This window comes from Streptomyces sp. NRRL WC-3626 (genome assembly GCF_000718785.1).
In the GTDB taxonomy this organism is placed as follows: domain Bacteria; phylum Actinomycetota; class Actinomycetes; order Streptomycetales; family Streptomycetaceae; genus Streptomyces; species Streptomyces edwardsiae.
This window is the reverse complement of the sequence record NZ_JOCA01000004.1, coordinates 107,084-120,848: the sequence shown is the minus strand read 5'-3', so window position 1 is coordinate 120,848 and position 13,765 is coordinate 107,084. Positions and strand designations below refer to the sequence as shown.

Here is a 13,765-nt window from a genome sequence, read left to right as displayed (position 1 = left end):
GTAACGGGGCATTCGGAACAGGCAAGTCAAGAAAAGGAAAACTGCGGTCCGTTCGTTCCGTGCAACCGACAACCGGGAGTATCCAATGACGAGTTACGGCAGCTCATCCGCCGCGTCCTCCGGCTCGCGCACCAACGGCCTGGCGATCGCGAGCCTGTGCTGCGGCATCATCGGCCTGTTCTTCCTGAACATCGTCCTCGGCCCCCTCGCGATCGTCTTCGGCGCCGTCGCCCGGCGCCAGGCGGCGGCCAAGAGCGGCGACGGGATGGCGAAGGCCGGCATCGTCCTGGGCATCGTCGGCATCGTCCTGTGGCTCGTGCTCCTGGCGGTCGCCGCCAGCAGTGGCGGGTTCAGCTGGTACGTGGGGGGTTAGACCCCCGTGGAGGCGCGAGCGGGCCGGTTCCGGAGCGGGGCCGGCCCGCTTCGGCGTGCTCAGCCGTGCAGCGAGCGGTAGGCCGAGACCGCGCCGGGGTGCAGGGGGACGCTGCCGGTGCCGATCAGGGTGCGGACGTCGAGGAACTGGGCGCCGACGGCGCGGGCGGGCACGAGGGCGCTCGCGCGCAGGACCAGCAGGCGGGTGACCGCGTCGGCGATCGCGGGGTCCAGGCCGGGGCGGCACACGAGCAGGTTGGACACGCCGATGGTGGCGACACCGCCCGCGCCCCGGTAGGCGCCCTGCGGGAACGGCACCTCCTCCAGTCCCGAGCCGGCCAGTCCGTCGTGGCCGCCGAGCCGGGGCAGCAGTCCGGCCAGCGGCAGGAACCGCAGTCCGGGGTCGGCGTCGAGGCCGGTGAGGGTGGTCAGGGGGACACCGCCGGCCACCAGCAGCCCCTCGACGGCGCCGGTCCGTACCGCCTCGGCCGCCTCCGCGAGACGCAGGTGCAGTACGGGGACGTCGGTGCCGGGCGACAGACCGGCGGCGTCGAGGACGCGTTCGCCGAGGAGGGCCGCTCCCGATCCGACGGCACCGAGGGACACCTTGTGCCCGGCGAGGTCGGCCACCGTCCGCACGGAGGAGTCCGCGCGGACGGCGAACTGGAGGTAGGTCTCGTAGAGCCTGCCGAGCGCGCGCACCGGCACCGGGCGCTCGAAGAGGCCGTCGCCCCGGGCGGCGCGCGCGGTGTCGGTGAGGACGAGCGCGAGGTCGGCCCGGCCGTCCCGGAGCAGTTCGATGTTGGCGATGCTGCCCGCCGTGGTGCGGACACGGCAGCTCAGCCGGGGGTGGGCGCGTTCGATCTCGGCGGCGAGGAGCCGGCCGAAGGCCGCGTAGAACGCCGTGGGTTCACCGGTCGCCAGGCGCAGCACGCCACCCGGTCCGGGGTCCTGCCGGGAGGCGTCGGCGGCGAGTGCGCCGCCGAGGGCGACGGCGGCCGCCGAGCCCACGGCCGTACGCAGTACGGTACGGCGGCCGGGGAGCCCGGTCACGGCGTGCCGCCCGTCTCCGAGGGGCGTGGTACGACCGCCCTCGCCCGCAGTCCCCGGGGGAGCGCGGGCCCGAGTTCCAGCCGGCCGCCGCGTCCGGTGAGGAGTTGCTCGGCGATCGCCAGCCCCAGTCCCGTACCGGTCGTCGTACCGGTCCGCCGGGTCGAGCGCCAGAAGCGGGTGGTGGCCTGGGCGAGCTCGTCCGGGTCCAGGCCGAGGCCGTCGTCCGTGACCGTGAGCACCACGCGGGGGCCCTCGACAGCACAGTCGAGCCTGACGCTCCCGCCGGGGCCGTCCGCGTACTTGATGGCGTTGTCCAGGAGGATGTCCGTGATCTGGGCGAGTTCGTGGCCGGTGCAGGCGGCCGGGAGCGGGCCGGCGGGGACGTCGGTGGTGAGGCGGAGTCCGGCGCGGTGGGCGACCGGCTGCCACCGCCGGTGCTGGGCGAGGGCGACCTCGGCCGCGTCGCACCGGGCGTCCGTGCCGTCGGTCACCGTCAGCTCCCCGGCCCGGTGCTCCGCGGTGGCGAGGGCCAGCATGTCGTCGAGGAGGGTCTCCAGCCGGTCGAGCTCGCCGGTGACGCCGTTGTACGTGCGGTCGGCGGAGGGGGGCAGATGGGTGTGCAGGGCGTCCACACGGAGCCGGAGGGCGGCCATGGGGTTGCGCATCTGGTGGGAGGTGTCGGCGACGAGCCTGCGCTGCTGCTCCAGGGCCGCCGTGACGGTGCCCGCCATCCGGTTGAAGCCGGTGGCCAGCTGGCGCAGCTCCGGCGGGCCCCCGGCGCTGGTCTGCTCGGGCGGCAGCCCGGCGGCGAGCTGGCCCACGGCCCGGTCGAGCCGGCGCAGCGGGCTGACCACCCAGCGGGTGGCGGTGCGGGCGAGGGCCGTGCAGGCGAGGGCGACCAGGGCCGTGCCGGCCAGTACGGCGGCCCAGCGGCGGGCGATGTCCCGGGCGGCGGTCTCCACCGACGCGCGCATGACGACGGCCCCGGTGACCCGGGTGCCGGTGCCCGCGGGCTCGGCGAACGTGCGGTGACCGTGCGACCAGGGGCGCAGGGGGCCCTGGGGATGGGCGGTCTGGTTGCGCAGGGCCGCGTCGATCAGCGGGGCGACGCCGGGGTCGGCGGCCCGCATGCCGCCGGTCTGGACCACGGGGACCCGGCGGACGTCGGTGACGACCAGCGGTTCGCCGTAGAGCTCGGTGTAGCGGCGGGCCTCGGCGACGACCGCGGAGGTGTCGCCGGTCGCCGCGGCCTGGTCCATGAGGGAGGCGAAGCGGTCGAGGGCGGAGCTGCGGGCGAGGACGAGCTGCTGGGTGCGGTCGGAGGCGGTGAACAGCAGCAGCGGCACGGCGAACGCGGCGACCACGAGGATGCCGAACACCAGCAGCACGGTCTGGACCCGGGTACGCACGCGCCGGTCCCTCAGTCCCCGAAGCGGTAGCCGAAGCCGCGGATCGTGGTGAGCGGGCCGGGGCGGCCCAGCTTGGCGCGCAGCTGGGTGAGGTGGACGTCGAGGGAGCGGGACACGGCGTGGTGGGCGTCGCCCCACACCTCGTCCAGGAGCTGCTCCCGGCTGACGGCCGTACCGGCCCGTGCGGCCAGGGCGGCGAGGACGTCGAACTCCTTCGCGGTCAGATCGACCTCGGCGCCGTCCACCCGGACCCGGCGGGCGTCGAGGTCGACCTCGACGTCACCGGCGCGGACCGTGCGCGCGGCGGGGGCGGCGGGGCGGGGCGCGGTGCGCCGGGTGACGGCCTCGATACGGGCCAGCAGCTCGGTGAGGCGTACCGGCTTGACCAGGTAGTCGTCGGCCCCGAGGCGCAGGCCGCGCACCACGGAGCGCTCGTCGCCGCGCGCGGTGAGGATCAGCACGGAGAGGTCGCTCACCGCGCGCAGTCCGCGCAGCACGTCCAGGCCGTCGGCATCGGGCAGGCCGAGGTCGAGAAGGAGCAGGTCGGCGCTGCGGTGGTAGGTCAGGACGTCCCTGCCGTGGCGGACCCGGCGGGTGTCGTGGCCGTGGTCGTAGAGGACCTCGACGAGGGCCGCGGCCACCCCGTCGTCGTCCTCGGCCAGCAGTATCTGCATCCCCGCTCACCTCCCTGCGGCCTCGTCGCGGAGTCTCCGGTTCCGAATGTAGACCACGCCCGGCGGTGGTCCCGGCGGGCGGCCGGGGCGCCCGGGGCCGGAATGTTAAGGGGAGGTTAGTTCTGTGCCCGGTCGTCTCCCCGCGCCCCGACCGGCGGATCCAGGCTGCAGCGGTCGAGGACGACGTACCGGAGCAGAGGAAGCAGCCATGATCATCGACTGTCACGGCCACTACACGACCGCCCCGCCGGCCCTGGCCGCCTGGCGGGACCGGCAGATCGCCGGGCTCGCCGACCCCGCACTCGCCCCGTCCCGCTCCGGCCTGCGGATCGGCGACGACGAACTGCGCGAGACGATCGAGGCGAACCAGCTGCGGCTGATGGACGAACGCGGCATCGACCTGACGGTCTTCTCACCCCGCGCCTCCTTCATGGCGCACCACGTCGGCGACTTCCGGACCTCCGCCGAGTGGGCCGCGATCTGCAACGAACTCTGCCACCGCGTCAGCCTGTTGTACCCGGAGCGCTTCGTCACCGCCGCGATGCTCCCGCAGTCGCCCGGAGTCGACCCCGCCACCTGCATCCCCGAACTGGTGCGCTGTGTCGAGGAGTACGGCGCCGTCGCGGTCAACCTGAACCCCGACCCGTCCGGCGGCCACTGGACCGCCCCGCCGCTCACCGACCACTCCTGGTACCCGGTCTGCGAGAAGATGGCCGAGTACGGCATCCCGGCGATGATCCACGTCAGCACCAGCGTGAACCCCGCCTTCCACACCACCGGCGCGCACTACCTCAACGCCGACACCACGGCGTTCATGCAGCTCGTCCAGGGTGATCTGTTCGCCGACTTCCCGGACCTGCGCCTGGTGATCCCGCACGGCGGCGGCGCGGTGCCCTACCACTGGGGCCGGTTCCGGGGCCTGGCGATGGCGCTCGGCAAGCCGCCGCTGGAGGAGCACGTCCTGGGCAACGTCTTCTTCGACACCTGCGTGTACCACCAGCCGGGCGCGGACCTCCTGTTCGACGTCCTGCCGGCCCGGAACATCCTCTTCGCGTCGGAGATGGTCGGCGCCGTCCGCGACATCGACCCGTGCAGCGGCCACCACTTCGACGACACCCGCCGCTACACCGAGGCGGCCGGGCTGTCCGCCGCCGACCTGGCCGCCGTCCAGGAGCACAACGCCCGCGCCGTGTACCCGCGCCTGGACGCGCTGTTGAAGCGCCAGGGCCGCTGAGCGGCACCAAGGCCCTCGTCCCCGCCCCGTTTCCCCTTCCCCGAGGAGACCCATGCCCACCGCCTCCCCCAAGACCCCGGGCTGGCTCGACTGGCACCCCGGCCCGTCCGAGCCCGTCTTCCGGCTCCCGGCCGGCACCGTCGACGCCCACTGTCATGTCTTCGGCCCCCAGGCCGAGTTCCCCTTCGCCCCGCAGCGCAAGTACACGCCCTGCGACGCCGGAAAGGACCAACTGTTCCGTCTGCGTGACCACTTGGGCATCGCCCGCACGGTGATCGTGCAGGCCACCTGCCACGGCACCGACAACTCCGCGATGGTGGACGCCGTACGGGCGGCCGGCGGCCGGGCGCGCGGGGTCGCCTCCGTCCGGCCGGACGTCACCGAGGGCGAGTTGCTCGATCTGCACGCGGCGGGTGTGCGCGGGGTGCGGTTCAACTTCGTACGGCGGCTGGTGGACGCCTCGCCCCGAGACGGCCTGCGGACCGTCGCGGAGAAGGTCGCCCCGCTGGGCTGGCACGTCGTCCTCTACTTCGAGAGCGCCGATCTGCCGGACCTGGAGGACTTCTTCACCTCGCTGCCTACCCCCCTGGTGGTGGACCACATGGGCCGCCCCGATGTGACCCGTCCGGCGGACGGCCCGGAGTTCTCCCGCTTCCTGCGCTTCGTCGGCACCGGTGACGTCTGGGTCAAGGTGACGTGCCCCGAACGCCTCAGCGTGACCGGGCCCGCCGCCCTGGACGGCGAACCGCACCCGTACGCGGACGTCGTCCCCTTCGGCCACCGCGTCGTGGAGGAGTTCCCCGACCGGGTGCTGTGGGGCACCGACTGGCCCCACCCCAACCTCACCGACCACATGCCCGACGACGGCCTCCTGGTCGACTACGTGCCGCGGATCGCGGTCACGGCGGACCAGCGGCACAAGTTGCTGGTCGACAACCCGATGAAGCTGTACTGGCCCGGCGAGGAGATCTGAACCATGGGGCAACTCACCCACGCCAACGCGCTGAACCGGCTCGACCGGCTGCCGATCGGCCGCTTCCACAAGGTCACCCTGGTGGCCGTGTCCTTCGCCTACTTCTTCGAGTTCGCGGACATCAACACCTTCGCGACGACCGCGCCCAAGCTGATCCGGCTGTGGGGCGTCACCATCGACCAGATCGCCTACGTGACCTCGCTGTCGTTCGTCGGCATGTTCCTCGGCTCGGTCGTCGCCGGTGCGATGGCCGACCGGTGGGGCCGCAAACGGACGCTGATGCTGACCACCGTGTGGTTCGGCGCCTTCTCGTTCGCGTCGGTGTTCTCCTGGGACATCGTGTCGCTGGGCGTGCTCCGCGTACTGACCTCGGCGGGTCTGGCGGCGATGACCGTCGTCGCCGTCATCTACGTCAACGAGATGTACCCGGCCGCCGTGCGCGGCAAGTTCCAGGCGTACGCCATCGTCATCGGCATCTGCGGCACCCCGGCCACCAACCTCATCGCCAGCGCGGTCGTGCCCCTGAGCGACTGGTCGTGGCGGCTGGTCTACCTGTGGGGCTCGCTCGGCATCCTGCTGGTGTTCTTCACCAAGCGGCTGAAGGAGTCGCCGCGCTGGTACGAGAGCCGGGGCGAGCACGGCAAGGCCGACGAGGTGCTGCGGGAGATCGAGGCGAGCGTCGCCGCGGAGAAGGGCCCGCTGCCCGAGCCGGCGCCCCCGGTGGAGGAGACCCCGTCGACCCGCACGCCGGTACGCCTGCTGCTGCAGAAGAAGTACCTGCTCCCCACCCTGCTGCTCACGGTGCTGTGGGTGACGCAGACCGTCGGCTTCTTCGGCTACTCCAGCTGGGCGCCCACGCTGCTCGCCAAGGAGGGCTTCAGCGTCGAGAAGTCCGTGTTCTACGTGGCGCTCACCACCGTCGGCGCGCCCCTGGGCTCGTATCTCGCGTCGCTGGTCACCGACCGTTTCGAACGCAAGTGGAGCCTGGCCGTGTTCGGCACGGTCATCGCGCTGTGCGGACTGCTGTACGGGCTGACCTTCAACCCGGTGCTGATCATCGTCTTCGGCTTCCTGGTCAACATGTTCGAGCGCGGCTACACGGCCCTCGCCTACGCCTACTCCCCCGAGCTGTTCGACACCCGCGCCCGCTCGCTGGGAACCGGCGTCTCCTACGGTCTGGGCCGGCTGTCGAACGCCGCCGGTCCGCTGATCGTCGCGGCGCTCTACCAGAGCAACGGCTACCGCAGTGTCTTCTTCTTCATCGCCGGGACCTGGCTGGCCGGGGCGATCGTCCTGGCCGTCTTCGGGCCGCGCACCCGGCGGGCCCGGGTGGCGGCCCTCTCGGAGGAGAAGCAGCGGACCGTGACGGCGCGGTGACCTCCGGACGGCTCCCGGCGCGATAATCGGGGCATGGGATCACCCTCCGCCGGCGAGGACGCCGTACACGAGCGGCTGGTGGCCGGGCTGCTCTCCGCCGGGGAGCCGTACGGCCTGCTGCTGGCCGGAGGTGACGCCGTACGGGCGCACGGGCTGGTGGCGGCCCGGCGCAGCGGGGGTGTGGACCTGGTCACCGAGCATCCCGCGGCCATGGCGGAGATCGCCGGCGCGGTGGGGGCCGGTCTGGCGGAGCGCGGGTGGGCGGTCGACGGGCCCGACGCGGATCCGCTGGCCGCCCGGCTGGTCGTCGGTGATCCCGCGTCCGGCGCGCGGTGGCGGGTCGACCTGCGCAAGGAGGCGCTGTGGCGTCCGGCGGTCCGCACGGACGCCGGTCCGGTGCTGTCCCTGGAGGACCTCGTCGGGACGACGGTACGGGCGCTGGCCGATCGCGGACTGCCCCGTGACCTGGTCGACGTACACGCCGCCGCCCACCGCTGGAGCCACCCGGAGCTGGAGGAACTCGGGCGCCGTCACGCCCCCGACACCTTCGACCTCACCGAGCTGCAGTCCCGGCTGGCCGGTACGGAGTGGCTCGACGACTCGGGGTTCCGGGTGCACGGGCTGGACGGCCCCGGGATCGCGGAGCTCCGCCGCTGGGCCCAGGCGTGGGCCGACGACATCGCGGAACGGCTGGTGGAGGGGGAGGACCCGGAGCAGGACTGACCCGGACCCCGCCGTCTCCTGCCGGTGCCGGTCAGGCCCTCCTCGTGCGCATGAGCAGGGCCATCCGTTCCTCCAGTTCCAGCCGCTCGCGTGCCGCGCGCTGGGACCGGGCGGTCCGGTGCCGCTCCTCCGCGCGGCGCATGCGTTCGTTCGTCTCCTGTTCCACCGCGTGCCGGCGGACCTCGTGCTCCATCCGCACGCACGCCTGCTGGACCTGGAGTTCCTCCGTGTGCAGGCGGCGGCTGGTGTCGTAGCGGGTGCCGAGGAGGCGGTCGTACTGGGTGGCGCCGCTCATGAACTTGGCGAGGACCGGGAGGGCGTCCAGGGAGAGCAGCAGCAGGTGCAGGACGACGGTGATGAAGAGGGCGAAGCCGTCGGAGTCCGCGATCGTGCGCAGGCCGTGCGCCCGGGTGAGGATGCCTTCCGAGTCGAGGCCCTCGGCCCGCTGCCGGGTCTTGTCGTCGACGGCCTTCTGCAGCAGCGGCTGGTAGGCGTCGGCGGCCCGGTTCTTGCGGGCCTCCAGGGTCTGTGCCTTGTCCCGCATGCCGGCGAGCTGCTTCTCGTACGTGTCGATCTTGCTGGTCGTGCGGTAGGAGGAGGAGTCCTTGCGGGCCCGTTCGCAGGTGATGGTGACGTCCAGGCCGCCGCCCTTGCGGATCCAGTGGTCCCGGCCGCACTCCCGCTGCTCGGTGGCCATCTTGCCGTCGAGGGTCCTGTTGATCTCGGTGACCTGGGTCCGCAGGGCCGCCATGCCGGTCTTGTTGCTCTTGATCTGCGCCGCCAGCTCCGCGGGGGAGCCGGCCACCTTGAGCTGGTAGGGGGCGCACTCCGGGCGGCCCGCCGTGGACTCGCCGCCGGTGGGGTTGCAGGCGACGAGCATGCCCCGGTAGTCGGCCACCTTCCGCTCGTTGCCGACGGCTATCTCCTGGCGGATCTCCTTGTCGAAGATCTGGAAGAGGATCGGCTCGGCGATGAACAGGCCGAGCAGCACGGACAGGAACAGCCGCAGCACCAGCGACCACTTCTTCACGGTGGTGCCGTGGGTGCTGGACACCAGCCAGCTGTCCATGGCCAGCACCACCCAGAACCAGACCACCGCGACCCCGAGCACCGCGATCAGCGGCAGATCGGAACGGAAGCTGCCGAGCGCCAGCGACATGGAAAGGGCGCCCATCAGCGCGGTGTTGAGGACGAGCGCGCCGTACCAGGTGTAGCGGGTGCGCTCCTCCGGCACCCAGGCGAGCAGCGACTCGTCGACGCCGATCAGGCGGCGCAGCCGCGCGCCGGGGCCCGCGGTCTCCATGGGCGCCGGGCGGCCGGCGGGCGGGACGTCGTCGTGGGGCCCGCTCCGGGCGAGGCGGGGCGACGTGTCAGTGGTGGCCAAGGTTCGCCTCCGAGTCGGTGCCTCCGAGGTCGAGTTCGGCGTCGTCGGCGTCGAGAGTGGTCTCCCCCGCCGGGATGCTCCGCGCGGTCCCGCCCGGCACCTCCCGGCCGGGGTCCGGGCTCTGCCCGTCCTGGTCGCGCGTGATGTCCCGCACCCGGTTGATATGGGCGCCGGGATCGGTCAACTGGCCGTCGAACAGCCCCCGGTCGAAGGCCTTCGTGGTCAGCGTGGTCCAGGCGGCGAGCTCTTCCCTGCGCTGCTCCTGCCGGTCCCGCTCGCGCATCTGCGCCTCCTGCCGGTCGGCGTCGCGGGCGCGTACGTCCTCCTGGTGCTCCAGGTTCCAGCGGCGGTTGTCCTCCTGTTGCAGCCTCGCCGCCTCCTCCAGCGCGGACTGGCGTTCGAGGGATGTGCTCCGCTCCTCCTGCTCCACCTGCCAGCGTGTCTCGTCCCGGTCGAAGCCGCGCCGGGTCAGATCGTCCTCCAGCGCCGTCCGCCTGCGCCGGTCGGCGAGCCCGGCCCGGCGCTCCTCGTCCGCGTGCAGCCGCTGGGACAGCTCCTCGGCCGTGATGTCGCCCTGCCGCCAGGCCTGGAGATCGGCGAGGATCGGGTCACTGCCGATCAGCTGGGCGTCCTGCCTGAGCTGATCCCGCTCATACCGGTTCCGCTCGAACTGCCTCGTGAGGTCCTGCCGTTGGTCCTCGGAGCTGGTCTCGTGCCGGAAACTGGAGATCCGCTTTTCCAGGCTCTGGCGGCCGAACTCCTCCTCCAGCGCCTCCTCCTGCCGGTTGCGCTCCCGGTGCAGGGCGGTGGTGTTGCGCAACTCCTCGCGCTTCAGCTCCAGTTCGGTCTCCAGCAGGGAGCGCTTGAGGGCGGTCTCCTGTTCCCACTCCCGCCTCACCCGGTCCCGTTCCAGCTGCCGGCGTTCCTCCTGCAGCTTGGCGATGTCCTCGGCGAGTTCCGCCGGGGTGAGGACCTCGACCATGCCGTGCCGGGCCTCCAGCCCGGACACCGGGGCGGGCCGCATCTCGTGGTACGCGGTCAGCCGCGCGTCGATCCGTTCCCGTACGGCGTCCGCGTCGACGACCGGCAGATCGCTGCCGTCCTCGGTGAGCCCCGGGACCGCGCGCAGATGCCCGAGGAGCAGGGCCTCGAGGTCGGTGACGCCGTCGCGCACGACGGCGCAGGCGTCCGTCACCGTGCAGTAGAAGGTGGTCCGTACGGTGAAGTCGCCGGCCTCGGCGGACGGGATGCGGGTCTCCACCACGACCGGGACCTCGACCCGCCGGTCCACGACGGTGACGGAACTCGCACCGGTCACCAGGGGGTCGTCGGGGCGCAGGTTCCCGGAATCCTCGACATAGTCGTCGCCGACCCGGAAGACCCGTACGTGATGGGCGGCGATCAGGGGCAGTTCGTCCTCGTCGCGCACCGTGCGCCGGTTCAGCCAGCCGACGCGCTTCTCCGGCCGCCGGTACTCCCGTTGCCGGACGAGGGGATAGTTCTCGGCCATACCTGTGTCAGTCCTCCGTGCTCAGTACGGCGATAAGGAAGGTCTCCATGAGGGCGGCGGTCTCCGGGGCGGAACGGACGGCGGTCCGCCGCAGGGCGGTGGAGAGGTGCCACCGTTCGCGGTCGGTCAGGACGGCGCCCAGGGATCGGCCGAAGCGGACGGCCGCCGGGTCCGGTTCGGCCGTCACGGCGGTCAGGTCGCGCAGGGTGGCGTGCAGCAGGCGCAGCGCCCAGGCCCGGCGCGGGCGGCTCTCCAGCACGCCCGCCCACAGTTCGGCGAACCGGTCGCTCTGCCCGGGGTCGCCGTCGAGGAGCGAGGCACCCACCAGCCGGCCCGTCCGGGGATCGCGGGCGCCGAGCACGGTCTGCACGGTGCCGAGGACGGTCTCCTTGTGGTGTCCGGTCAGGGTGGTGCGCAGCGCCCGCAGCCGGTAGGCGAGCGGGCGCAGCACCGCGCCGGTGTCCTCGCCGCACTCCAGGAGCAGGGCGACCAGCCCGGCCAGGGCGGGCGCGGCCTCCTCGGAGCGGCCGGTCAGCCGCAGCAGCACGTTCACGGCGTCGGTGGGGAACCGGACGCCGAGCGCCCCGCTGAACGCCGCCGCGGCCGCCGACCGTACCGCCGGGTCCGGTGAGTGGGCCCAGCCTCGGCCCACGGCGAGGGCGGTGGAGGCGAGTCCCTCGTCCAGGCACATGAACTGCAGCACCAGTGTGGCCGTGGACTGCCCCGCCGGTCCGGCCGCGCCCGCCGCCCACGGGTGCAGATAGTTCTCGTCGACCTCGTCGAAAGCGGGCCGGGTGAGCAGGGCGAGCCCCGAGGCGACGGACAGCTGTACCCCGAGGCCGGGGCGGGTGCCGACGAGTTCGGTCAGCCAGTCGCGGACGCCGTTCCAGTACGCCGTGGAGCGCTTCGCCCACAGTTCCTGGAGCACCCACTGCCGGTACTGGGGGTGGGCGAAGACCAGTGCGCCCCGGGTGAGGGCGCCGTCCTTGCGCTTCTCCACGGTGACCAGGACGTTGCGGCCCAGCGAGAGCCGGCGGTCGGCGTCGCGGCGGTGGGCGGCGGCCGTCTCCTCGTCGTTCGCGAGCAGCGGGAAGGTGGGGGCGACCCATTCCTCCAGGCGTTCCTGCCAGGTCTCGAAGTCGCGGTAGCCGGCGCCGGTGATGAAGGCCAGCGTGGTGACCTCGGCCCACTCCCGCGGTTCGCGCCCGGCCGCGAACCACTCGCGTACGGGCTCCGCCGCGCCGCTGCCGTAGTCCTGCCAGACCTCGTCGGGGTCGCCGCCCCGGGCGATCCGGCCCGCCGCCTCGGCGACCTCCGCCACCCCGCAGCCGTCGGGCAGGCCGGCCACGGCCCGCTCGACGGTGTCCGCGTCGCACCGCTCCCGCAGCAGCCGTACCCGCAGTACCGCGGCCAGATCCGGCAGCTCCCAGCTCACATGGCGTACGGAGCCGGGGGCGTCGCCGTCCACCGGGTGCACGGTGGTGATCACCAGGTGGGCGCCGTGGTCGCGGACGGTGTCCCGTACGCGCCGCCAGTCGAAGTCCGCGGTGCCGGAGGCGGTCTCCCGCATCCGGTCGATCAGCACATAGCCGACGCCCTTCCCGAACGCCACCCGTCCCTCGGCGAGATCCTCCAGGCTGCGGCCGGGTGAGAGCACCACGTACTCGGTGCCCTCCGCCGCCTTGGCGACGAGCGCGACCGCGGCGGACCGCTTGCCGATGCCGGGCGGGCCGACGAGCACCACCACACCGTCCTGCGCCAGGGCGGCGGCGGCCTCCTCGAAGCAGCCGGGCTCGACGTACGGGGCGAGGAGGGCGTCCGCCTCGCCCGCGTCCAGCCGGCCCACGGCGCGGCGGCGGACGCTCGCGGAGTCACCGGCGCCGATGCCGAAGTGGGCGCCGGGGGCGTCGAGGGCTCCGTAGAAGTACTGGTTGACGCGGTTGTGGTGCACGGGAGCCGCCGCGGGAGTGTCCGGGGCGGGCGGCTCGGGCTCACCGGACGGCTCGGGCCGCTCGGGCCGGTCCGGGGCGCTCCGCCCGGCCCGGGGCTCGTCGGTCTCCTCGGCCCCCTGAGCCTCTTCGGGCCTCTCGGCTCCCGGCTCGCTCTGTTCCTCGTCCATCCTCAGTCATCACTCCGTGTCACTTGGAGATCCCGAAGACGGCCCCCGGCGCGTGCACGGTTCCGGAAATGACCTGAACTACCGTGTCACCGGAGGGAGTAGAAGCATTCGAGGGGCGCACGTCCGGTGGTTCACCACCCTTCGCACGCCCCTGCGCGGGCTCGGCGGTGCCGGGCCGGCTCACCGGCCCGTCGTGTCCGGGCACCCGGATCCATATCCGTCCCGCGTACTCCTTCTCCTCGATCGCCACCTCGTGGAACTCCCGCGCCCGGATCGTCGTATACGCCTCGCGGATCACGTCGTTGAAGACCGTCGAGGACACCGCCAGTGCCATGCAGGCGTCGGGCGCCGCGTCCAGGGCGGCGCGCAGCGGGGCGCTGTCCAGCATCCGGCCGATCTCGACCGGGGCCCGCCCCTCGAAGCCGTTGGCGGCCCGCGCGGCGGTGCCGAAGTGCACGGCCACCCGCAGCCGCAGCCACGCCTCGCGCACCCTGACGTGGTTGAACTCCCGCAGCCCCGCGTCCAGATGGCGCATGAACGGGTCGACGAGGTGCGGCTCGGAGGCTCCTTCGGGCAGTACGGCGAGCACCGAGTCGCCGCCCACCTGTGTCTCCCAGCGCTCGCGTTCCAGCCCGGACGCGTCGGCCGACACCGCCAGCAGCTCCTGGATGGCCCCCTGCAACTGCCGCTGCGTCACGACGTCGACGCGGCCGTACCCCTTGGCGTCGACCGCCAGCAGCAGCCTGCGACGGAAGGTACCCATGTTCGAACTCCCCGCTCTTTCATTGGAGTCACACCCTGGGACGTAGTCACCGGGGACTCCGTGGGACACCGGCGCCCGCTCCCCCGAGCCGTGCGGACGCCGGTACGCCAGTGGTACACGCCGGGCGCGGGGGAAACCCCGTCGAAATACGGGATGCGGAAGGGTGCGAAACAT

Annotated in this window: 12 protein-coding genes; 5 read left to right on the top strand and 7 right to left on the bottom strand. The window is 73.0% G+C overall.

Annotated elements, in window-relative coordinates:
- Positions 1–85 precede the first annotated feature (85 nt).
- Entirely contained in the window at positions 86–373 is a 288-nt protein-coding gene (locus tag IF28_RS0108245; protein WP_030216115.1) for a DUF4190 domain-containing protein, read from the top strand.
- A gap of 59 nt (positions 374–432) precedes the next feature.
- Here the strand turns inward: IF28_RS0108245 and IF28_RS0108240 are convergent, their stop codons facing one another.
- Genes IF28_RS0108240 through IF28_RS0108230 form a run of 3 tightly spaced genes read right to left on the bottom strand, consistent with a single transcriptional unit; the run spans position 433 to position 3,508 of the window.
- Entirely contained in the window at positions 433–1,425 is a 993-nt protein-coding gene (locus IF28_RS0108240) for a TAXI family TRAP transporter solute-binding subunit (RefSeq protein ID WP_030216113.1), read from the bottom strand.
- On the bottom strand, positions 1,422–2,834 hold the full coding sequence (locus tag IF28_RS0108235) for a sensor histidine kinase (protein WP_030216111.1): 1,413 nt from the start codon (positions 2,832–2,834) through the stop codon (positions 1,422–1,424). The genes IF28_RS0108240 and IF28_RS0108235 overlap by 4 nt, the downstream gene beginning before the upstream one ends.
- A gap of 11 nt (positions 2,835–2,845) precedes the next feature.
- Positions 2,846–3,508: a response regulator transcription factor gene (locus IF28_RS0108230; protein ID WP_030216109.1), complete on the bottom strand. Its 663-nt coding sequence runs from the start codon at positions 3,506–3,508 to the stop codon at positions 2,846–2,848.
- Between the two features lie 208 nt (positions 3,509–3,716).
- Here IF28_RS0108230 and IF28_RS0108225 point away from each other — a divergent pair, with 208 nt between their 5' ends.
- From IF28_RS0108225 to IF28_RS0108210, 4 genes are read left to right on the top strand one after another with little or no spacing between them, the layout of a single operon-like run.
- Positions 3,717–4,742: an amidohydrolase family protein gene (locus IF28_RS0108225; protein WP_030216107.1), complete on the top strand. Its 1,026-nt coding sequence runs from the start codon at positions 3,717–3,719 to the stop codon at positions 4,740–4,742.
- A 52-nt stretch (positions 4,743–4,794) separates the two neighbouring features.
- The gene (locus tag IF28_RS0108220) at positions 4,795–5,715 is read left to right on the top strand and encodes an amidohydrolase family protein (protein ID WP_030216105.1); all 921 of its coding nucleotides are present in this window, start codon (positions 4,795–4,797) and stop codon (positions 5,713–5,715) included.
- A gap of 3 nt (positions 5,716–5,718) precedes the next feature.
- Positions 5,719–7,092: an MFS transporter gene (locus IF28_RS0108215; RefSeq protein ID WP_030216102.1), complete on the top strand. Its 1,374-nt coding sequence runs from the start codon at positions 5,719–5,721 to the stop codon at positions 7,090–7,092.
- A gap of 33 nt (positions 7,093–7,125) precedes the next feature.
- The gene (locus tag IF28_RS0108210; protein ID WP_030216100.1) at positions 7,126–7,815 is read left to right on the top strand and encodes a nucleotidyl transferase AbiEii/AbiGii toxin family protein; all 690 of its coding nucleotides are present in this window, start codon (positions 7,126–7,128) and stop codon (positions 7,813–7,815) included.
- Positions 7,816–7,846: 31 nt separating this feature from the next.
- Here IF28_RS0108210 and IF28_RS0108205 read toward each other — a convergent pair whose 3' ends face one another.
- The 4 genes from IF28_RS0108205 to IF28_RS0108190 are packed head-to-tail and all read right to left on the bottom strand — an operon-like array spanning position 7,847 to position 13,591.
- Positions 7,847–9,199 carry a DUF4407 domain-containing protein gene (locus IF28_RS0108205; RefSeq protein WP_030216098.1) on the bottom strand — a complete coding sequence of 451 codons (1,353 nt, stop codon included), beginning with the start codon at positions 9,197–9,199 and terminating at the stop codon, positions 7,847–7,849.
- On the bottom strand, positions 9,186–10,709 hold the full coding sequence (locus IF28_RS0108200) for a hypothetical protein (protein WP_030216096.1): 1,524 nt from the start codon (positions 10,707–10,709) through the stop codon (positions 9,186–9,188). The genes IF28_RS0108205 and IF28_RS0108200 overlap by 14 nt, the downstream gene beginning before the upstream one ends.
- Positions 10,710–10,716: 7 nt before the next feature.
- Positions 10,717–12,828 carry a hypothetical protein gene (locus IF28_RS0108195; protein ID WP_051713678.1) on the bottom strand — a complete coding sequence of 704 codons (2,112 nt, stop codon included), beginning with the start codon at positions 12,826–12,828 and terminating at the stop codon, positions 10,717–10,719.
- Positions 12,829–12,847: 19 nt separating this feature from the next.
- Positions 12,848–13,591 carry a hypothetical protein gene (locus tag IF28_RS0108190; RefSeq protein ID WP_030216092.1) on the bottom strand — a complete coding sequence of 248 codons (744 nt, stop codon included), beginning with the start codon at positions 13,589–13,591 and terminating at the stop codon, positions 12,848–12,850.
- Positions 13,592–13,765 lie beyond the last annotated feature (174 nt).